This window comes from Mycolicibacterium sp. lyk4-40-TYG-92, assembly GCF_030209435.1.
Classification (GTDB): domain Bacteria; phylum Actinomycetota; class Actinomycetes; order Mycobacteriales; family Mycobacteriaceae; genus Mycobacterium.
Genome location: NZ_JARVRX010000017.1, coordinates 56,220 through 75,062, shown reverse-complemented (window position 1 = coordinate 75,062; position 18,843 = coordinate 56,220). Strand labels below are relative to the sequence as shown.

At 68.5% G+C, this 18,843-nt stretch carries 14 protein-coding genes; 6 read left to right on the top strand and 8 right to left on the bottom strand.

The features are described 5' to 3' along the window. Positions 1 to 23: 23 nt before the first annotated feature. Positions 24 to 1,979: an ABC transporter ATP-binding protein gene (locus QRN63_RS22625; protein ID WP_285033394.1), complete on the bottom strand. Its 1,956-nt coding sequence runs from the start codon at positions 1,977 to 1,979 to the stop codon at positions 24 to 26. 20 nt (positions 1,980 to 1,999) lie between these two features. Next, entirely contained in the window at positions 2,000 to 3,733 is a 1,734-nt protein-coding gene (locus QRN63_RS22620) for an ABC transporter ATP-binding protein (protein ID WP_285032799.1), read from the bottom strand. A 147-nt stretch (positions 3,734 to 3,880) separates the two neighbouring features. Between QRN63_RS22620 and QRN63_RS22615 the strand changes: the two genes are divergently transcribed. Both QRN63_RS22615 and QRN63_RS22610 read left to right on the top strand, forming a co-directional pair. Beyond that, positions 3,881 to 4,393 (top strand): DUF3558 domain-containing protein, encoded by a 513-nt coding sequence (locus tag QRN63_RS22615; RefSeq protein ID WP_267316591.1) that lies wholly within the window; start codon positions 3,881 to 3,883, stop codon positions 4,391 to 4,393. Continuing rightward, the gene (locus QRN63_RS22610) at positions 4,390 to 4,929 is read left to right on the top strand and encodes a DUF3558 domain-containing protein (protein ID WP_285032798.1); all 540 of its coding nucleotides are present in this window, start codon (positions 4,390 to 4,392) and stop codon (positions 4,927 to 4,929) included. Before QRN63_RS22615 ends, QRN63_RS22610 begins: the two co-directional genes overlap by 4 nt. Here QRN63_RS22610 and QRN63_RS22605 read toward each other — a convergent pair. After that, positions 4,926 to 5,429, bottom strand: a complete 504-nt coding sequence (locus QRN63_RS22605; RefSeq protein ID WP_285032797.1) for a SixA phosphatase family protein — start codon at positions 5,427 to 5,429, stop codon at positions 4,926 to 4,928. The genes QRN63_RS22610 and QRN63_RS22605 overlap by 4 nt on opposite strands. Before the next feature lie 52 nt (positions 5,430 to 5,481). Here QRN63_RS22605 and QRN63_RS22600 point away from each other — a divergent pair, with 52 nt between their 5' ends. Genes QRN63_RS22600 through QRN63_RS22590 form a run of 3 tightly spaced genes read left to right on the top strand, consistent with a single transcriptional unit; the run spans position 5,482 to position 10,785 of the window. After that, positions 5,482 to 6,621, top strand: coding sequence for a metallophosphoesterase family protein (locus tag QRN63_RS22600; RefSeq protein ID WP_285032796.1), 1,140 nt, complete (start codon positions 5,482 to 5,484; stop codon positions 6,619 to 6,621). Next, on the top strand, positions 6,618 to 9,242 hold the full coding sequence (locus QRN63_RS22595; protein ID WP_285032795.1) for an AAA family ATPase: 2,625 nt from the start codon (positions 6,618 to 6,620) through the stop codon (positions 9,240 to 9,242). Before QRN63_RS22600 ends, QRN63_RS22595 begins: the two co-directional genes overlap by 4 nt. 37 nt (positions 9,243 to 9,279) lie before the next feature. Continuing rightward, complete coding sequence (locus tag QRN63_RS22590) at positions 9,280 to 10,785, top strand: GMC family oxidoreductase (RefSeq protein ID WP_285032794.1); 1,506 nt, start codon at positions 9,280 to 9,282, stop codon at positions 10,783 to 10,785. A gap of 2 nt (positions 10,786 to 10,787) precedes the next feature. Here the strand turns inward: QRN63_RS22590 and QRN63_RS22585 are convergent, their stop codons facing one another. Further along, positions 10,788 to 11,990: an acyl-CoA dehydrogenase family protein gene (locus QRN63_RS22585; protein ID WP_267315209.1), complete on the bottom strand. Its 1,203-nt coding sequence runs from the start codon at positions 11,988 to 11,990 to the stop codon at positions 10,788 to 10,790. A 78-nt stretch (positions 11,991 to 12,068) separates the two neighbouring features. Here QRN63_RS22585 and QRN63_RS22580 point away from each other — a divergent pair, with 78 nt between their 5' ends. Continuing rightward, on the top strand, positions 12,069 to 13,325 hold the full coding sequence (locus QRN63_RS22580) for an alpha/beta fold hydrolase (protein ID WP_285032793.1): 1,257 nt from the start codon (positions 12,069 to 12,071) through the stop codon (positions 13,323 to 13,325). Here QRN63_RS22580 and QRN63_RS22575 read toward each other — a convergent pair. The 4 genes from QRN63_RS22575 to QRN63_RS22560 are packed head-to-tail and all read right to left on the bottom strand — an operon-like array spanning position 13,312 to position 18,702. Beyond that, positions 13,312 to 14,988 carry an oligopeptide ABC transporter substrate-binding protein OppA gene (locus QRN63_RS22575; protein ID WP_285032792.1) on the bottom strand — a complete coding sequence of 559 codons (1,677 nt, stop codon included), beginning with the start codon at positions 14,986 to 14,988 and terminating at the stop codon, positions 13,312 to 13,314. The genes QRN63_RS22580 and QRN63_RS22575 overlap by 14 nt on opposite strands. Continuing rightward, the gene (locus QRN63_RS22570; protein ID WP_285032791.1) at positions 14,988 to 16,823 is read right to left on the bottom strand and encodes an oligopeptide ABC transporter ATP-binding protein OppD; all 1,836 of its coding nucleotides are present in this window, start codon (positions 16,821 to 16,823) and stop codon (positions 14,988 to 14,990) included. Before QRN63_RS22570 ends, QRN63_RS22575 begins: the two co-directional genes overlap by 1 nt. Continuing rightward, positions 16,820 to 17,731 (bottom strand): oligopeptide ABC transporter permease OppC, encoded by a 912-nt coding sequence (locus QRN63_RS22565; protein ID WP_267315205.1) that lies wholly within the window; start codon positions 17,729 to 17,731, stop codon positions 16,820 to 16,822. Before QRN63_RS22565 ends, QRN63_RS22570 begins: the two co-directional genes overlap by 4 nt. Beyond that, positions 17,728 to 18,702, bottom strand: coding sequence for an oligopeptide ABC transporter permease OppB (locus QRN63_RS22560; protein ID WP_285032790.1), 975 nt, complete (start codon positions 18,700 to 18,702; stop codon positions 17,728 to 17,730). Before QRN63_RS22560 ends, QRN63_RS22565 begins: the two co-directional genes overlap by 4 nt. Between the last annotated feature and the right edge of the window lie 141 nt (positions 18,703 to 18,843).

Below are 18,843 nucleotides of genomic sequence, written 5' to 3'. Positions count from 1 at the left end.
CGGACATGCGTGGCGCGCAACCGTCAGGCCTGCGTCATCTTCCAGTAAGCCCCGTGCCGCTGGAGGAGTTCGTCGTGGGATCCGCGCTCGACGATGCGCCCGGCCTGGACCACGAGGATCAGATCGGCATCGCGGATGGTGGAAAGTCGGTGCGCGATAATGAAACTCGTCCGATTGCGACGCAGCTCCGCGGTGGCCTGGGCGATCAGCAGCTCGGTGCGGCTGTCGACGGAACTGGTGGCCTCGTCGAGGATCAGCAGCTGGGGCTGCCGGACCAGCGCTCGGGCTATGGTGATCAGCTGCTTCTCACCGGCGCTGATGTTCACGCCGTTCTCGTTGAGCCGTGTCTGGTACCCGTTCGGCAGCGTGTGCACGAAATGGTCGACGCGTGCGGTGCGGGCCGCATCGATCACCTCGGTCTCGGTGGCGTCGGGACGTCCGTAGGCGATGTTGTCGTAGATGGTGCCGCCGATCAGCCACGTGTCCTGCAGCACCATGCCGATGCGCGACCGCAGCTCGGCGCGGCTCATCGTCGCGATGTCTCGGCCGCCCAACAGGATTCGGCCGGAATCCGGCTCGTAGAACCGCATCAGCAGATTCACGAGCGTGGTTTTTCCGGCCCCGGTCGGCCCGACGATGGCCACGGTGGTGCCCGGTTCGGCGACGAACGACAGGTCCTCGATGACCGGAGTCCCGGGTACGTAGGAGAAGTTGACCCGCTCGAACTCGACGAGGTCCGGCGCGGTTGAGAGACGGTCGGGCTGAGTCGAGAGACGGCCGGGCGCAGCTGTGCCGCGGCTCGGGTCCGGTGAGACACGGTCCGGCACCGCTGGACCAGGGCTCGGCGCCGGCCCGGCCACTGGAGCGGTGTCTTCGTCGGCGTCCAGGAACTCGAAAACCCGCTCCGCGCTGGCCATCCCGGACTGCATGGTGTTGTACATCGACGCGATCTGGGTCAATGGCTGATTGAACTGCCGCACGTACTGGATGAACGCCTGGATGCTGCCCAGGCTGATCTGCCCGGTCGCCACCTGGATGCCGCCGACCACCGCGACGCCGACATAGCTGATGTTGCCGATGAACGTCGTGATCGGGGAGACCAGTCCGGACAGCGACTGGGCCCCGAAACTCGCCTGGTAGACATCGTCGTTCAGCTCGCGGAACTTCTCCTCGGCCAGTGCCCGGTGCCCGAAGGTCTTGACGACGGTGAAACCGCTGTACGTCTCTTCGATGTGGGCGTTGAGCCGGCCCGTATTTCGCCACTGGGCCATGAACTGCTGCCGCGACCGCTTGGTGATGATCCGCGTCGCCAGCAAGGTGAACGGCACCGTCAGCACGGTGATCAACGCCAGCAGCGGCGAAATCCAGATCATCGCCGCCAGCACCGCCACCACCGTCAGCGCCGAGGTCAGCAGCTGGCTGACGGTAATGGTCAATGACGTCTGGACGTTGTCGATGTCGTTGGTGACACGGCTGAGAATCTCGCCGCGGGGCCGGGAGTCGAAGTAGGACAACGGCAGTCGGTGAATCTTGTCCTCGACGTGGGCGCGCAGGGTGAACATGGTGCGCTGGACAATGGCGTTGAGCAGCCGTGCCTCGACCCACACCATCACGGCAGAAACCAGATACAGCAGCAGTGCGAGAGTCAGCACGTGGCCGATCGCAGTGAAGTCGACACCCTGGCCCGGAACCACATTGGCGCCGGCGAGCAGGTCGGCAAAGGTGTTGTCGCCGCGAGCCCGTGCGGCTGCCACCGCCTGCTCGCGGCTGATCCCGGTCGGCAAGCCGCGTCCGAGCACGCCACTGAACAACAGGTCGGTGGCGTGGCCGAGGATGCGGGGCCCGATCACGCCGACGGCGATGCCGGCGATCCCCAACACCATCACCACGACAACTCGGCCACGTTGTGGTGCCAGCTGTTTCACCAGCCGCAGCGCCGTCTCCCGGAAGTTCTCGGACCGCGCACCCGAGGCCAGCATGGCGGCCGACGGCGGCCGGGTCACGCCACGTCTCCCGCCGCTACCGCCTGCGAGTCGGCGAATTCGCGGTACACGGGGCACGACTCGATCAGCTCGGAATGCGTGCCGACGCCCACCACGTGGCCGTTGTCGAGTACGACGATCTGATCGGCGGCAGCGACCGTCGAAAGACGCTGGGCGACAATGATCACCGTGGCATCGGCGGCCACCGCGGACAACGCGGCCCGCACCCGGGCGTCGGTGTGGACGTCCAGCGCTGAGAACGCGTCGTCGAACAGGTACACCGCCGGCCGCCGGACCACCGCGCGGGCGATGGCGAGGCGCTGCCGCTGGCCACCGGAGAAATTGGTGCCGCCCTGGGCGACCGGCATGCCCAGACCCTCGGGGTGGTCCGCGACGAAATCAGCCGACGCGACACCCAGCGCAGCCCACATCTCGTCCTCGGTGGCGTCGGCCTTGCCGAACCGGAGGTTGTCGGCGACTGTGCCGGAGAACACGTGCCCGCGCTGCGGCACCACGCCGATCATCGACCACAACTGTTCGGGGTCGTAGTCCCGCACGTCGACGCCGTCGACCGTCACAGCGCCCGAGGTGACGTCGTACATGCGGCACAGCAGTGCCATCAGCGTCGACTTGCCGGATCCGGTCGATCCGACGATCGCTGTCACGGTGCCGGGGCGCGCCGTCAGTGAAACCCCGTGCAGCACAGGATCAACGGCCCCGGGGTACCCAAAGGTGGCCGCAGCCACTGTGATCTCTCCGCGGCGAGCGTCAGGCACGATGGGCGCATCAGGCGCCACGATCGACGGCTCGGTCGCGAGCACATCGCTGATCCGCTCGGCGCACACCGACGCCCGCGGCAGGATCACCAGCACGATGGTCACCATCAGCACGGCCATCAGGATCTGCATGAAGTACGAGAGGAACGCGATCAGCGAACCGACTTGCATCTGGCCGTGATCGATGCGGATGCCGCCGAACCAGATCACCGCCACGCTGGACAGATTCACCACGAGGGTGGTCGCGGGCAGCATCAGGGCCTGCCACCGGCCGACGGTCAGGGTGGTGTCGGTCAGGGCGTGATTGGCGTCGCCGAACCGGTCACGTTCGGCGTCCTCCCGCGAAAAGGCCCGGACCACCCGAATGCCGGTGAGCTGCTCGCGCAGCACCCGATTGATGTTGTCGATCAACCACTGCATGCGGCGGAACAACGGCAGCAGCCGGGAGATGATCAGGTAGTTGCACACCGCCATCACCGGCACGCTGACCAGCAGCAGCCAGGACAGACCGGCGTTCTGGTGCACGGCCATCGCGATGCCGCCGATGCACATGATCGGCGCGGTGATCAGCATGGTGCAGGTCATCTGCACCAGCACCTGGATCTGCTGGACGTCGTTGGTGGTGCGGGTCATCAGCGTGGGTGCGCCGAACCGCACGGCTTCGGCGTTGGACCAGCCGAGCACCTGGCGGAACACCGCCCACCGCAGGTCACGGCCGAAGCCCATGCCGGCGCGCGAACCGAAGTAGACCGCGCCGATGGCGCACAGCACCTGCAGCGCGCTGACGCCGAGCATGATGGCGCCGAGCCGCCCGATGACGTTGGTGTCGCCGCGTGCGACGCCGTGATCGATGATGCGGGCGTTGAGCGTCGGCAGATACAGCGAGGCCAGCGTGCTGATCAGTTGCAGCGTCGCCACCACCGTCAGCTGCCGCCGATACGGCCTCGTGTACTGCCGCAGCAGTGCCCAGAGCATGCGGTTACTGTGGCACACCCGAGAATGCTTGTAGAAAGACCAGGTCAGTCGGCATGTCGGTGGTTGACCTCAGAACCTGCCGCTACAGTGCATGGCGTGACCCGCAGACAGGTGAAGACCGCCGCCGCGACCGTGCTTGCCGCGGCGATGATTCCGGCCATGTCCGCCTGCTCGGACGACAGCAACGGCGGCGCCGCTCCGGCGAGCGGCTCGTCGGGCCCGGCTGCGTCGGGGCCGGCCAAGCACGGCCCGATGTTCCCGGTGTGCGGCGGCGTCAGCGATCAGACCGTCACGCAGCTGACCCAGGTCACGGGTCTCGTCAACACTGCAAAGAACTCCGTCGGGTGCCAGTGGCTGGTCAACGGCGGCATCCTCGGTCCGCACTTCTCCTTCACCTGGTACCGGGGCAGCCCAATCGGCCGCGAACGCAAGACCGAGGAACGGACGCGAGCCGATGTCAACGACATCAACATCAACGGCCATTCCGGGTTCGTCGCCCTCGGCGAGGACCCGATGATCGGCAAGAGCCTGTGTGAGGTCGGCATCCAGTTCGACGACGACTTCATCGAATGGTCCATCAGCTTCTCCCAGAAGCCGTTCCCCGATCCGTGCGACATCGCGAAGGAACTGGCCCGGCAATCGATTGCGAACGCGAAATGACACGACGGAAACTGGCTGGAGCGGTCGCCGTGATGTCGGCGTTGGCGCTGGTGGGTTGCGCCCGCTCGGTCGATGGCACCGCGATGAAGGAAGGCGCGGGCGGCGGCAGCGAGCACTCGGCGGATTCGTACCCGAACCTGCTCAAAGAGTGCGACGTGCTGACCAACGACGTGCTGGCCAAGACGGTCGGCGCGGACCCGCTGGACATTCAGAGCACCTTCGTGGGTGCGGTGTGCCGGTGGCAGGCCCTGAACCAGTCGGCGGGTCTCATCGACATCACCCGGTTCTGGTACGAGCAGGGCAGCCTCGATGAGGAGACCAAGGTCGCCCAGCACCTGAACTACAAATACGAGACCAAGGCCATCGCCGGGGTGAAGTCGATCATCATGCACCCGAACGACCCCAACGGTTCGTGCGGTGTGGCCAGTGATGCGGCCGGCGTCGTCGGCTGGTGGGTCAACCCGCAGGGGCCGGGCGCCGACACCTGCGGCATGGCCACCAAGCTGATGGAGCTGACGCTCGCCACCAACTCCTAACGGGGTATGTGGAACTCCACCAATTCGGCGCTGCGCAGCGCCAACTGCGACCAGTGCCGGTCGGTGTGCAGAACCGCGATCGCCGACGTCGGGTATTTCAGTGCGATCTGGCCGGCGGCGTCACGGTCGCTCGTGTCGAGCGAGGCCAAACTCAGCGCGAGCGATGACATGACCGGTTCGTGCCCGATCACCAGCAGCGTGTTCGCCGCCTCCGGCGCGCCGTTGATGACCTCGATGGCGATGCCCGCCGTCGCGTCGTAGAGGCGTTCGATGTATTTCACGGGCGCGGTGATGCCGGTGCGTTCGAGCGTCTGCCGGGTCCGGGTGGCGGTCGAGCACAGGACGGCGTCGACGGGCGGGAGATTTTCCCGAATCCAGTCTCCGGCCAGTGCCGCTTCGCGGATGCCGCGCTTGGCGAGCGGCCGGTCGTGGTCGGCGACCCCGTCGGGGTAGTCGGATTTCGCGTGCCGCAGCAGGATCAATGTTCGGGTTGCCGTCACCCGCCCACCGTAGATCCCCGGAGTTGTCGGTGCCGGGTTTTACACTCGCCGCATGCGTTTCGTCCACACCGCCGACTGGCAGCTCGGTATGACCCGGCATTTCCTGGGCGGTGAGGCGCAACCGCGCTACTCGGCCGCACGCCGTGATGCGGTGGCGCGACTCGGCGCGCTGTGCGCCGAGGTCGGTGCAGAGTTCGTCGTCGTGGCGGGCGATGTCTTCGAACACAACCAGCTCGACCCCCGCGAGGTCAGCCTGTCGCTGGAAGCCATGCGGGCCATCAAAATTCCGGTGTTCCTGTTGCCCGGCAACCACGATCCGCTGGACCCGTCGTCGGTGTACACCAGCACGCTGTTCCTCGCCGAATGCCCGTCGAACGTCACGGTGCTCGACGGTGTGCACGAGCTGCGCCCCGGCGTGCAGATCATCGGTGCGCCGTGGCGCTCCAAGGCGCCCACCACGGACCTGACGGGCGATGCGGTGGCCGCTCTGCCGGCCGACGGCGTCACCCGAATCGTGGTGGGCCACGGCGGGGTTGACGTCCTCGATCCCGATCCCACCAAGCCGGCGCTGATCCGGCTCGACACGGTCGAGGCCGCGGTCCGACGGGGTGCGGTCCACTATGTGGCGTTGGGCGACAAGCACTCTCGCACCGAGGTCGGCAGCACTGGCCGGGTGTGGTACTCCGGGGCGCCGGAGGTCACGAATTACGATGACATCGAGGCGGATTCGGGCCACGTCCTGGTGGTCGACGTCGATGACGCGGATCAGTCGGTCACGGTGCAGGCCCGACGGGTGGGTCAATGGCGGTTCGTCACCCTGCGCCGCATCGTCGACACCGACCGCGACATCGCCGACCTGGACCTGAACCTCGACGGCCTGCCGGACAAGGAACGCACGGTGGTCCGGCTGGCGCTGACCGGCTCACTGACCATCTCCGACAAGGCCGTGCTCGACGTGTGCCTGGACCGCTACGCGCGCCTGTTCGCCGCGCTGACCACGTGGGAGCGGCACACCGACCTCGTCGTGGTTCCGGCCGACGGGGAATTCTCGGACCTGGGCATCGGCGGGTTCGCCGCGGCGGCGGTCGACGAACTGGTCGGCACCGCAACCGCTTCGGGCGACGACGCCGACGACGCACGCGCGGCTCTCGCGCTGCTGCTGCGCCTGGTCGATCGGGGTACCGCGGCATGAAGTTGCATCGGCTGGTCCTGACCAATTATCGCGGTATCACCCACCGCGAGATCGATTTTCCCGACCGCGGCGTGGTGGTGGTGGCCGGCGCCAACGAGATCGGCAAGTCGTCCATGATCGAGGCGCTCGATCTGCTGCTGGAGTCCAAGGACCGCTCGACCAAGAAAGAGGTCAAGCAGGTCAAGCCCACCCACGCTGACGTGGGCGCCGAGGTGATGGCCGAAATCTCCACCGGCCCTTACCGGTTCGAGTACTACAAGCGGTTCCACAAGAAGGCCGAGACCCGGCTGACCATCCTCGCGCCGCGGCGCGAGCAGCTCACCGGCGACGAGGCGCACGACCGGGTGCGGGCAATGCTCGAGGAGACTGTCGACACCGAACTCTGGCGGGCCCAACGCATTCTGCAGTCCGCCGCCATGGTGCCGGTCGATCTGGCCGGATGCGACGCGCTGGCGCGGGCACTCGATGTCGCGGCCGGCCAGGCGGGTGCGCTCGAGGGTGCGCTGTCGGGCAACGAGCCGCTGCTGGTCGACAGGATCGACGCCGAATTCCTGAAGTACTTCACGCAGACCGGCCGTCCCACCGGCGTGTGGGCCGAGGCCATCAAGGGCCTGAAGGCCGCGCAGGCCGAGGTCGCGGCGCGTACCGCCGCAGTGGCCGAGGTCGACGAGGCGGTCCGCCGGCACGGCGAGCTGACGACGGAATTGGCCACGGCCACTGAGCAATTGGCGGCCGCGGAGGTGCGGCTGACGGCGGCTCGGGAAGCGGCCACCGCGGTGGCTCGAGTCCGCGACGACCTCGCCCAGGCGCGCATGCAGGCGCAGGCTGCGGCGGCGACATCGTCAGCGGCGCGGAGCGCACTCGACGAGCGGCAGCGGCTGCAGACCCACGTCGAGCAGCGGACCGGCAGCATCGGCGAACTCACGGCCGCCGCGGAGCACGCCGCGCAACAGCAGGTGGCTGCGGCGCAGCTGCAGCAGGCCGCCGACACCGCCGTGGCGGTGGCGCGGTCCGTGGTGGACGCCGGTCGCGTGCGCCTGGATGCGGCGCGGCGAGTGGTGGACCAACTTTCCCAGCGCGCAGAGGCTGCCCGGTTGGCCGGCCAGCTGGAGCGGGTGCAGGCCGCCGCTGACGAACTCGCGCCGGTTGCCGATCAGCTGGGCAAGATCACGCTGACCGCGGCGGGCATGCGCGCCATCGAAACGGCCGCCGCAGCGGTGGACCGTGCTGCCGCGGCCGCTGAACTCGCCTCGGCGCGAATCGAATTGGTGGCCCACGGTGATGTCGAGCTGCGGGTCGGCGACCAGGATGTGACGTTGTCCGCCGGCGCGGAGTGGGCCACGAGCGCGGGCGGCCGGACCGATGTCGAGGTCCCCGGGCTGGTGACGGTGCGGGTGCTGCCCGGTACCCCGGCGGCCGACACCAGTGCCGTGCTGAACGCGGCGCGCAATGCGCTGGCGGCTGCGCTCCGGCCGCACGGCGTCGCCGATGTCGAGGCCGCGCGGGCGCTGGATGCCCGGCGGCGCGAACTCGAGGCCGAACGTGATCGGCTGGCCGTCACCCGGCAGACCCTCCTGGGCGCCGATACGGTCGAGGCTCTCGCGGCCCGGCTGGCCGCGCTGCGGGAACAACTGGGCGACACCGATCCCATCGACGTCGGGGCCGCGCGGGCTGAGCTCGAGGCCGCCGACGCCGAACAGCGCCGGGCGGCAACCGATTACGAGCAGTGCCGCGACACGGCCACTGCCGCGGCGGCCGCGGTGGCGGCGGCGCTGACCGCGGCGACGGTCGCCCGCGAGAAGGTGACGGGGGCGACGACCGCGCTCACCGAGGCCACCGAGCGACTGGCCCGGCAGCGCGAAGTCGAAGATGACGCGGCGTTGACCCAGCGCGTCACGGCGCTGGGGGAGCAGGCTGCCGCTGCCACCGCGCGCGAACAGGAACTCGCCGCTGCGCTGGCTGCTGCCGCTCCCGATGCCGTCGACGCGGAACTGGCGACGGCCACAGCGGATTCGGCCCGGCTCGCGACCCGGCGCCGCGAACTCGACGACCAATTGCGGGACGTGGCAGCGCAATTGAAGGTGTACGGGACGCAAGGTCGGCAGAGCCAGCTCGATGTCGCCGAGATCGCGCTGCGGCATGCCGAGTCCGAGCACGCCGCGGTCGGTCGGCGCGCGCGGGCAGCTGAATTGCTGCGCACGGTGATGGGCCGGCATCGCGAGCAGGCCCGGCAGCGGTACGTGGCACCGTTCCGCGCCGAGGTGGAACGGCTGGGGAGCATCGTGTTCGGCGACAGTTTCGCCGTCGAGGTCGACAGTGATCTGCGGATTTGCAGTCGCACCGTGGCGGGCACCACGGTGCCGTACGAGAGCCTGTCCGGTGGGGCCAAGGAACAGTTGGGGATCGTCGCCCGGCTGGCCGGCGCGGCGTTGGTGGCCAAGGAGGACACCGTCCCGGTGATCATCGACGACGCACTGGGGTTCACCGATGCGGGCCGGTTGACCCGGATGGGCGAGGTGTTCGATGCGGTCGGCGGCGACGGCCAGGTGATCGTGCTGACCTGCAGCCCCGAGCGCTATGCCAGCGTCGGTGACGCGACGCGAATCGAGCTCACGGCATAGCGCCATGGCGGGGTGCGTTTCGTGACAAACTGCGGCGGTGATCGCTGATTTCGTCGTCGTGGGTACCGGCTCGGCCGGTGCGGTGCTGGCTGATCGACTGAGCGCCGACGGCGCCTCCCAGGTGGTGGTGCTGGAGGCCGGGGCCGTCGACAAGAACCAGTTCATCCACATCCCGGCGGCCTTCTCGAAGCTGTTCCGCAGCGAGTTCGATTGGGATTACTCGACAGAACCGCAGCCGGAACTCGCCGACCGCCGCATCTACTGGCCGCGCGGCAAGACCCTCGGTGGTTCGTCGTCGATGAACGCCATGATGTGGGTCCGCGGCCTGCCCGCGGACTACGACGAGTGGGGTGAGCTCGCCGGCGAAGAGTGGTCGTACGCGGCCGTTAAGAAGTACTTCGACCGGATCGAGGCCGGGCCACTGGTGCTCAGCCCGCAGCGCAGCCCCCGCGGTATCACCGCCGCCTGGCTGGAGGCGGCCGAGCAGTCCGGCCACGAGGGATTCGTCGAGACGAGGGTCTGCCAGCGCCGCGGGGCCCGCTGGAGCACCGCCGACGCCTACCTGCGGCCGGCGCTCCGCAGGTCGAACCTGCATCTACGCACCGGTGCCACGGTAACGCGGGTACTGATCGAGGACGGCCGGGCGGTCGGCGTCGAGTACGACGCGGACGGCCGTCGTCAGATCGTCCGGGCGCGCCGCGAGGTGATCCTGTGTGGCGGGGCGATCAACAGCCCGCAGTTGCTGATGCTGTCCGGGATCGGACCGCGTGAGCATCTGGCCGAGCACGGGATCGACGTCGTCCACGATGCGCCGGGCGTCGGCTCGAATCTGCTGGATCACCTGGTGGTGCTCCTCGGGTTCGAGGCCCACTGCGACACTCTGATCAGCGCGGAAAAGCCGCTGCAGCTAGTCAACTACCTGACCCGCCGCCGCGGCATGCTCACCTCGAATGTCGGTGAGGCGTATGGCTTTGTCCGCAGTGCTCCCGATCTCGCGCAGCCCGACGTCGAGCTGATCTTCGCCCCGGCGCCGTTCTACGACGAGGGTATCGGCGAACCGTATCCGCGCGACGCGGTGGCGATGGGGCCGATCCTGGTGAAGCCCAAGAGCACCGGCACCATCCGGCTGGCGTCGGCCGATCCGTCGGCCAAGCCGATCATCGACCCACGCTACCTGTCGGACCCTGAGGGCGCGGACCGCAAGGCGCTGCTGACGGGCTTGCGGATGCTGGCGGACATGACCCGGGCCCCGGCGCTGAAGGGGCTGCTCGGCGACATCGCCCGTCCGGTGGGCGCGCGCGATCTCGACGACCGGACGCTGGAGCTGGCACTGGCCACCACGTCGCACACGCTGTATCACCCGACCACCACGTGCCGGATGGGTAGTGACGAGGCCAGCGTCGTCGACCCGCAGCTCCGCGTCCGTGGTGTCGCGGGGCTGCGGGTCGCCGACGCTTCGGTGATGCCGACCATCATCCGGGGCCACACCCACGCCCCGAGCGTGCTGATCGGTGAGAAGGCCGCCGACCTCATCACCGCCTGACGTCAGAAGTAGGCGTTCGCGGGAATCGCGGTGCCGTGCAGCAGGTTCTGCCCGACCACCCGGGCCTTGTAACCGACCGGGTTGTGCAGCGTGATGGTGCGGATGTTGCGCCAGTGCCGGTCGAGGTTGCGTTGCCGGCTGGCCGCGCTGGCGCCGCCGAGCTCCAGCAGCTTGGTGGCGGCGCGCGGCGCGATGTCGTCGAGGTGCACCTTCACCTTGGCCGCCTGCAGCTGGGCCGCGGCGGTCAGCTCGGCGTCGGGCACCCCGTCCGGACCGGTCGAATCGATGGCCGCCCCGATCGCCGCGGCCGCCTCCAGCACCGCGGCCCGGGCGATGAAGGCGGAGCTGGCCAGTTCGCCGAGCTGGCGCTGCAGCAGCGGATCGTCGGTCGGCGAGGCCGCGGAGGCATGGCTGAAACTGCGTTCGCGGGACCGCAGCAGCGCGATGCCGTCGTCCACGATGTTCTCCAGGATTCCGGCCACCACGGCGTGGATGTACAGCTGCAGCAAGGTGTACTGCACCGAGGGCACGGGCTCGGCGTCGTACGGCGTGTCCGAGAGCACCTCGTCGGGCAGCACCGTCACATCGCGGAAGCGCGTGGTGCCGGTGCCGGTGCGGCGTTGGCCGAAGCCGTCCCAGTCGTCGATGATCTCGACGCCCGCGCGGTCGGCCGGGACGATGACGATCGCCACCGAATCATGATCGGTGGTCGCTGTCACGGTCAGGTAGTCCGAGAACAGGGTTCCGGTGCTGTAGAACTTCTCGCCGGCCAACGTGAATCCGCCGTCGTGGCCCGGCGTCAAGCGGGTGTTGAACACCAGGCTGCCCACCGCGTGGGAGCCCTTCTCGCTGAACGCGTTGCCGAAAATCTTGCCGTCGGCGACCTTCTGCAGCCAGGCCCGGGATCCGGGCTGGTCCAGCGTGCGCAGCCGCTCCTCGACGAACCAGAAATGCGTGCGGAAGATGTGTGCCACCACCGGGTCGGCACGGGCGACGTCGATCACGGCGGAAAACAGTTGCGGCACGGTGAGTCCGGCGCCGCCGAGTTCGGTGGGCAGGCGCAGGGTGCCGAATCCGGCCCGTTTGAGCGCCGCCACCTGGTCGAAGGGATTCACGTCTTCCAGATCGCGGTCTTTGGCGCCCGCTGCGATATCGGCCAGCAGGTCGGTCCACGTGGTTGTGTCGGGGAGGTCGAGGATGGTCATGTCCCAGTTCTACGTACCAGCACAGTCACAGGCACGGCTTACGCTCGCGCCGAACCAAACGCGGCACAATGAGTGTCGATGACCATGAACGCCAAACGCCGCAAGGCGCACGACAAGCTCGCGGCGCAACCGGGGGTTCGGTCGGTGCGGCGCCCGGTCCGGTCAACTGGCGCAGAGGAATTCGATCTCTACTACGTGCGGACCGGGCCGGCGAGCGACCATCCGCTGGTCATCATTCCGGGCGGGCCGGGGGCGGCGTCCATCGGGCACTACCGCAATCTGCGCCGTCGGACGACGGCCGCGGGCCTGGACGTCATCATGGTCGAGCACCGCGGCGTCGGCATGTCGCGGCACGACGACGCCGGCGCCGACCTGCCCACCGAGGCGCTGACCATCGAGGCCGCGGTCGACGACATCGCGGCGGTTGTGGACGACGCGGGCGTCGAGTCGGCGGTGCTGTACGGCACGTCGTACGGCAGCTACCTGGCGGCCGGTGTCGGCGTGCGCCATCCCGACAAGGTGCACGCGATGGTGCTGGACTCGCCACTGCTGTGCGCCGACGACATCGACGCGGTACGCGACGCCACCCGGGCCGCGCTGTGGGAGGGCACCGCCCCGGCGACGGAAGGCCTCGCCAGCCGGGTCCGCGGCCTGGCCGCGGACGGCAAGCTGACGCCCTGGGTCGTGCAACTGGCCACGGGACTGTACGGCCTGGTCGGGCCGGAGGTGCTGGAGCAGCAGCTCGAGCTGCTGCTCACCGGCCGGGGCCTGCTGTGGCACGCCATCGGGCACAGCACCAAGCTGCTGTTCGAGAGCAAGACGCCGTACCGGCATGAACCCGACCTGGTCGAGCACATCGGCTACCAGGAGCTCAACTATGCCCCCGAGCCCGACGGCCTGCCGATCGACCCGGCGCTGGCATACCGCGAATCTGCCACCGGCGACCCGGATTTCATCGCCGAGCCGTTCGACCTCGTGACCGCGATGCCGGGATTCGATTGGCCCACCGTGGTGATCTCCGGGGGCCGGGATCTGATCACGCCGCCGGCAGTCGCGCGGCGGATCGCCGAGTTGATCCCGGGCGCCGTGCTTCTGGAGTTGCCCAGCGCTGGACACAGCGTGCTCGACATGCGTGAGGGTGCGGCGCTAACCATCGCCACCGCGGTGTGCGCCGGCGAATACGCGAAATTGCCGGACCGGGCAACGGAATTGGACAACGCGCCGCCGGATTTCCCGGTGCGGCTGATGGTCAAGGGCATCGCAACGGCGGCGGCCGCCGAGTCGATGGTGCCGGCCGGGCTGCCGCGAGCCATCCGGCAGCTCAGGACTTGGTGAATCCGATGGTCGTGTAGTTCAGGTCACCCAGGCCCGCTGGGCCGTAGTTGGCCAAAGTGCTTCGGACCGCGGCGTTTCCGGGTGATTGGGCGAGCGGCAGGCTGAACGTTTGGGCCCACAACATCCGATCGAGCTGGTTGGCCAGGGCCTGTGCCTTGACGGGATCGAGTTCGTCGAGCGTCTGCTCGATCTTGGCGTCGATCTCGGGCGTGCCGACCTTGCCGAAGTTGCTCTCGCCGTCCGAGGCATAGATCTGGGTCAGACCGCTCAAGGGGAAGGCGTCGCCCTGCCAGGCGAACACGGCGATGTCGAAGTTGCCGGGAATGATGTACTGGCTGAAGAAGTCTGCGCCCGAGGACACCACCAAATCGAGCCGGACGCCGATGTCGCCGAGGGTCTTCTGCGCGACCTGCGCGATCTGCCGGCCGCTGGAGGCGTCGTAGAAGACGAACCGGATGGTCAACGGCCGGCCGTCTTTCTCCCGCACCGAGCGGCCGGCGGGCAGCTTCCAGCCCAGCGCGTCGAGTTCCCGCCGGGCTCCTGCGGGGTCGAAAGGTGTCCCGCCGCTGTTGTTCTGGTAGCCCGCCTGCCCGGCGACGTAGATGTGGTTGTTGAGCGGCACCGGGTTGTCCACCAGGCCGTGCTGGAGGACGGTCACGATGGTCTTCCGGTCGATGCCCGTAGCGATGGCGTGGCGCAGTGCCGGGTCGGCGAGGATCGAGCCGGGCGCGCCGTTGAACGTCAGGTGCGACCAGGTGGGTCCCGGCGCGGTGCGGATGTCGACACCTTTGGTGCGTCGGGCGCGCACCATGTCATCGATCGAACCCAGCCCCGTGGCATCGATGGCGTTGTTCTGCAGCGCCGGGATACGCGCCGCGTCGTCGAGCACGAGGAACGTGATGCTGTCCAGCAGCGGCCGGGCGCCCCACCATTTCGGATTACGGGTCAACGTGATTCGCTGTGCCCCGCGGTCGACGTTCGAGATGACGAACGGCCCCGCCGACGGCCCGGGCTCGGTCAGCTGTCCTTTGTTGAACACCTCGGGATCGGATGTCGAGACCTTGGGCAACAGCATGCCGTTGCCGGCGAACATGCCGCGCCAGTCGGCGTAGGGCCGGGAGAACGTCATCACGGCCTGCCGGTCGTCGACGCCGCGGGTCACCGAGGCCACCCGCTCGCTGCCATTGGGACTGGCGATCTGGAACCGGGGGTCCTTGCCCGCCGTCGCGGTGACCTGAGCGGCGATGTCCTCCCACGTGATCGGGGTGCCGTCGGTCCATACCGCCTTGGGGTTGATCGTGTAGGTGACGACCTGCGGATTGGTGCCCGTCAATTGGATGTCGGTGAAGTAGTCGTGGTTGACGGTCGTGGAGCCGTCCGGACCGACCCGGAACGCCCGCGGCAGCGTCGGCCGCAGGAGCGAGGCGGTGTCCACGGTGTTGCCGTCGATGTTCAGGGTGTTGAAGTTGTCGGGAAACGCGGTGAGCGCCAGCCGCAGATTGCCGCCGACCTTCAGGGTCGACGGATCTCGCGGGTTGAGGTCGTTGGCCGCACCGAGTTTCGGTGCCCCGGCACTGGATCCGCGGTACTCACTGGAGCAGCCGGCCACCAGGGCGATCAGGGCGATGATCGCCACCACCAGTTGACTGCGACGTGTTGCCATCATTCGCCTCCCGGCTGCGGCACGGCATCGAGCAACCGCTGGGTGTACGGGTCCTGCGGCGCACTGAAAACCTGTGCCGCGTCACCCTGTTCGACGACGGCGCCCTTGTACATCACGGCCACGGTGTGGGCGAGATGACGGACCACCGAAAGGTCATGCGAGACAAACAGGTACGACAGGTCGAAGCGCTGTTGCAGGTCCAGCAGCAGGTTGATGATGCCCGCCTGGATCGAGACGTCCAGCGCCGACACCGGTTCGTCGAGCGCCAGAATCTTGGGCTGACGCGCCAGTGCGCGGGCGATGCCGATGCGCTGCTTCTGGCCACCGGAGAACTCGGCGGGGTAGCGGGCGGCGTCCTCGTGCCGGAGCCCGACGATGCCGAGCAGCTCGGTGACGCGGTCGTCGATCCGGTCCTTGTCGAAGCCACCGACCCGCAACGGTTCGGACAGCACGTCGAACACCGGCAGCCGCGGATCCAGCGCCGCCACCGGATCCTGGAAAACCACCTGCAGGTCGCCGCGCAACTCGCGGCGCGTGTCGCGGGTCAGGCCGGCCACGTCGTGGCCGAGCACCGTGATCGAACCCGATTGCGGCGCGGTCAGATTCAGAATCTGGTGCAGCGTGGTGGTCTTGCCGGAACCGGATTCACCGACGATGCCGAGGGTGCGGCCCTGCTGCAACTGCAGGCTGACGCCGTCGACGGCACGCAGCTCGCTGACCTTGCGCCGCAGCATCCCGCCACTGAGCTTGAAGGTCTTGACCAGGTCGCTGACCGCGAGCACCACCGGCCGGTCGGCGCCATCCTCCGTCGTGCCCTCGGCTTCGGTTGCCACCCCGTAGATTTCGGACGCGCTGCGGCCGGTCACCTGATCGGTGTGAATGCACGCGGCCGCGTGCCCGGGTGCGACCTCCAGCAGCGCGGGCTCGGTCGCGCGGCAGTCGTCGTCGGCGAGCGGGCAGCGCGGCGCGAAAGGGCAACCCGGCGGAAGTGCCGCCATCGACGGTGGTGCTCCAGGGATCGGCACCAACCGCGAGCCTTGCGGTGCGTCGAGCCGCGGCACCGAGCCCAGCAGGCCGACGGTGTACGGCATCACCCGGTCGCGGTACAGATTCGCCACCGGCGCGGTCTCGACCGCGCGGCCGGCGTACATCACCATTGCGCGGTCGGCGAATTCGGCGACCACACCCAGATCGTGCGTGATCATCAGCACCCCGGCGCCGGTGACATCGCGCGCGGTGCGCAGCACGTCGAGGATCTGCGCCTGCACCGTGACGTCGAGCGCCGTGGTGGGTTCGTCGCAGATGATGAGGTCGGGGTCGTTGGCGATCGCGGTGGCGATGACGACGCGTTGGCGCTCACCGCCGGAAAGCTCATGCGGGAACGCGCGAGCGCGGGCCGCCGGCTGCTTGATGCCGACCAGCTCCAGCAGTTCGACGGCACGGGCCCGCGCGGCCCGCCGGTTCATCGAACGGTCATGGACGCGAAGGGCTTCGGCGATCTGATCCCCGACGGTGTACACCGGGGTAAGTGCCGACATCGGGTCCTGGAACACCGTGCCGATCACCCGGCCGCGCACCTGGGACAGCGCCTCGTCGTCGAGCCCGACGAGTTGCTTGCCCTGCAGTTTCACCGAGCCCGTCACCTGCGCGTGCTCGGGCAGCAGGCCCACCACCGCCATGGCGGTGGCGGACTTACCGGCGCCGGATTCGCCGACCAGTGCCAGCACCTCGCCGGGGGCGATGTGGAAGTTCATGCCGCGCACCGCCGAGACGTCCTCGTCGGACGTCTGGAAGGTGACGGTGAGGTCGCGGACCTCGAGCAACGGCGCGCTCATCGCTTCACCGCCGCAGACCGCCGCCGGCGCGGCCGGGCCGAGGGATCGAGCGCGTCGCGCAGGCCGTCGCCGATCAGGTTGGCGCACAGCACGATCAGCACCAGGACGCCGGCCGGGAACAGGAACACCCAGGGGAACGTGGTGACCGAGGGCGTGCCGTCGGCGATCAACGTGCCCAGCGACACGTCGGGCGGCTGCACCCCGAAACCCAGGTAGCTCAAACCGGTTTCGGCGAGGATCGCCATGCCGACGTTGAGCGTGGTGTCGATGATCAGGATGGACGCCACGTTCGGCACGATGTGCCGCGCGATGATCCGGGCATGGCTGACACCCATATACCGTGCGGCCGTGACGAACTCGCGTTCGCGCAGGCTCATGGTCAGGCCGCGCACCATGCGTGAACTGATCATCCACGAGAACGCCGCCAGCAGGATCACCAGCCACAGCACCGTGCTCTGGTGCCGGATGCGCGGCGTCACGATCGCGATGAGGATGAAACCGGGGATCACCAGGAGCAGGTCGACGACCCACATCAGCACGCGATCGCGCCAGCCGCCGAAGTAGCCCGCCACCGAGCCGACCGTTGCGGCGATGACCGTCGAGATCACCGCGACACAGACGCCGATCAGCATCGACTTCTGCATGCCCCGCAACGTCTGCGCGAAGACGTCCTGGCCGAGGGCATTGGTGCCGAACAGGTGGCGGCCGTCGGGTGGCTGCAGCAGTGCGTCGAAGTCCATGTCGGTGTACGAGTAGGGCAGCAGCGGGGGCAGGGCGTAGCAGCCGACGAACAGTGCCACCAGCAGCACGAGCGACACCACGGCGGGACGGTTGCGCACGAAGCGCCGCGCCACCAGCGTGCGGCGCGAGGCAAACCGGGCGCGGGGCAGCCCGAACTGGACACTCATGAGACCCGCACCCGGGGGTCGAGGGCGGCGTAGACGACATCCGACAGCAGACCGCCGATCAGGATCGTCGTCCCGGAGAACAAGGTGAACGCGGCGACGATGTTGGCGTCCTGGCCGTTGATGCCCTGCACCATCCATTCGCCCATGCCGTGCCAGCCGAAGATCTTCTCGACGAACACCGCGCCGGTGACCAGACCCGCGACGCCGTAGGCGAACAGCGTGGCCATCGGGATCAGCGCGGTGCGCAGGCCGTGCTTGAAGAGCGCCTGGCGCCGCGTCAGGCCCTTGGCGCGGGCGGTCCGGATGAAGTCCTGGCCGAGCACGTCGAGCATCGCGTTGCGCTGGTAGCGGCTGTATCCGGCGATGGCGCCGAGCGCCAGCGTGGCGGTCGGCAGCACCAGGTGCTGCAACCGGTCGACGAATCCGTGCCAGCCGCCCGCCGCGTAGGGCGACGTCTCGCCGGTGTACTGGAACAGCTGGAAGCCCAGCACCTCGTTGACGCCGAGCGCGCCGAGGATCAGCAGGTTCGCGATGACGAACGTCGGGGCGCTGAGAATCAGCAGCGCCAGCACGGTGATGGTCCGGTCGGAGAGGCGGTACTGCCGGATGGCGCCCCACGCCCCGATGATGACGCCGATGATGGAGCCCAGGATCGACCCGATGGCCACCAGCCGCAGGCTGGTCCACACGCGTCGTCCCAGTTCTTCTGAAACCGGTTGCCCGGTAACGGTTTTCCCGAAATCCCCCTGCGCGGCGCCGGCTACCCAGTGGGCGTAGCGCGGCAGCAGCGGTTTGTCGAGACCCAGGTCGTGGGCCTTGGCGTCGATGACGGATTGCGGCGGCCGCGGGTTGCGCTGCAGCAGGTTGTCCAGGGGGTGGAAGGTCACCGACGTCAGCGCGAAGGTCAGGAACGTCGCCAGCGTCAACAGGATCGCGTAGTTGAACAGTCGGCGGATCAGGAACCGCGTCATGGGCTGCTCGCTGGAATCCGCATCTGGACAGGTTAGGAGATCCCGGCGCACTAGCGCGGGATTGCCGCCCGATAGCTGCGGCCGCCCTGTTCCTGAGCTGGTGACCCGACCAGTTCTGATTCGGTGGAATACCTGACGGTC

Excerpts from the sequence above, each read along its gene's own strand:
- QRN63_RS22615 (WP_267316591.1), top strand. The coding sequence starts at position 3,881 with ATGATTCCGGCCATGTCCGCCTGCTCGGACGACAGCAACGGCGGCGCC.
- QRN63_RS22600 (WP_285032796.1), top strand. The coding sequence starts at position 5,482 with ATGCGTTTCGTCCACACCGCCGACTGGCAGCTCGGTATGACCCGGCAT.
- QRN63_RS22570 (WP_285032791.1), bottom strand. The coding sequence starts at position 16,823 with ATGAGCGCGCCGTTGCTCGAGGTCCGCGACCTCACCGTCACCTTCCAG.
- QRN63_RS22610 (WP_285032798.1), top strand. The coding sequence starts at position 4,390 with ATGACACGACGGAAACTGGCTGGAGCGGTCGCCGTGATGTCGGCGTTG.
- QRN63_RS22580 (WP_285032793.1), top strand. The coding sequence starts at position 12,069 with ATGACCATGAACGCCAAACGCCGCAAGGCGCACGACAAGCTCGCGGCG.
- QRN63_RS22620 (WP_285032799.1), bottom strand. The coding sequence starts at position 3,733 with ATGCTCTGGGCACTGCTGCGGCAGTACACGAGGCCGTATCGGCGGCAG.
- QRN63_RS22625 (WP_285033394.1), bottom strand. The coding sequence starts at position 1,979 with ATGCTGGCCTCGGGTGCGCGGTCCGAGAACTTCCGGGAGACGGCGCTG.
- QRN63_RS22560 (WP_285032790.1), bottom strand. The coding sequence starts at position 18,702 with ATGACGCGGTTCCTGATCCGCCGACTGTTCAACTACGCGATCCTGTTG.
- QRN63_RS22595 (WP_285032795.1), top strand. The coding sequence starts at position 6,618 with ATGAAGTTGCATCGGCTGGTCCTGACCAATTATCGCGGTATCACCCAC.
- QRN63_RS22585 (WP_267315209.1), bottom strand. The coding sequence starts at position 11,990 with ATGACCATCCTCGACCTCCCCGACACAACCACGTGGACCGACCTGCTG.
- QRN63_RS22565 (WP_267315205.1), bottom strand. The coding sequence starts at position 17,731 with ATGAGTGTCCAGTTCGGGCTGCCCCGCGCCCGGTTTGCCTCGCGCCGC.
- QRN63_RS22575 (WP_285032792.1), bottom strand. The coding sequence starts at position 14,988 with ATGGCAACACGTCGCAGTCAACTGGTGGTGGCGATCATCGCCCTGATC.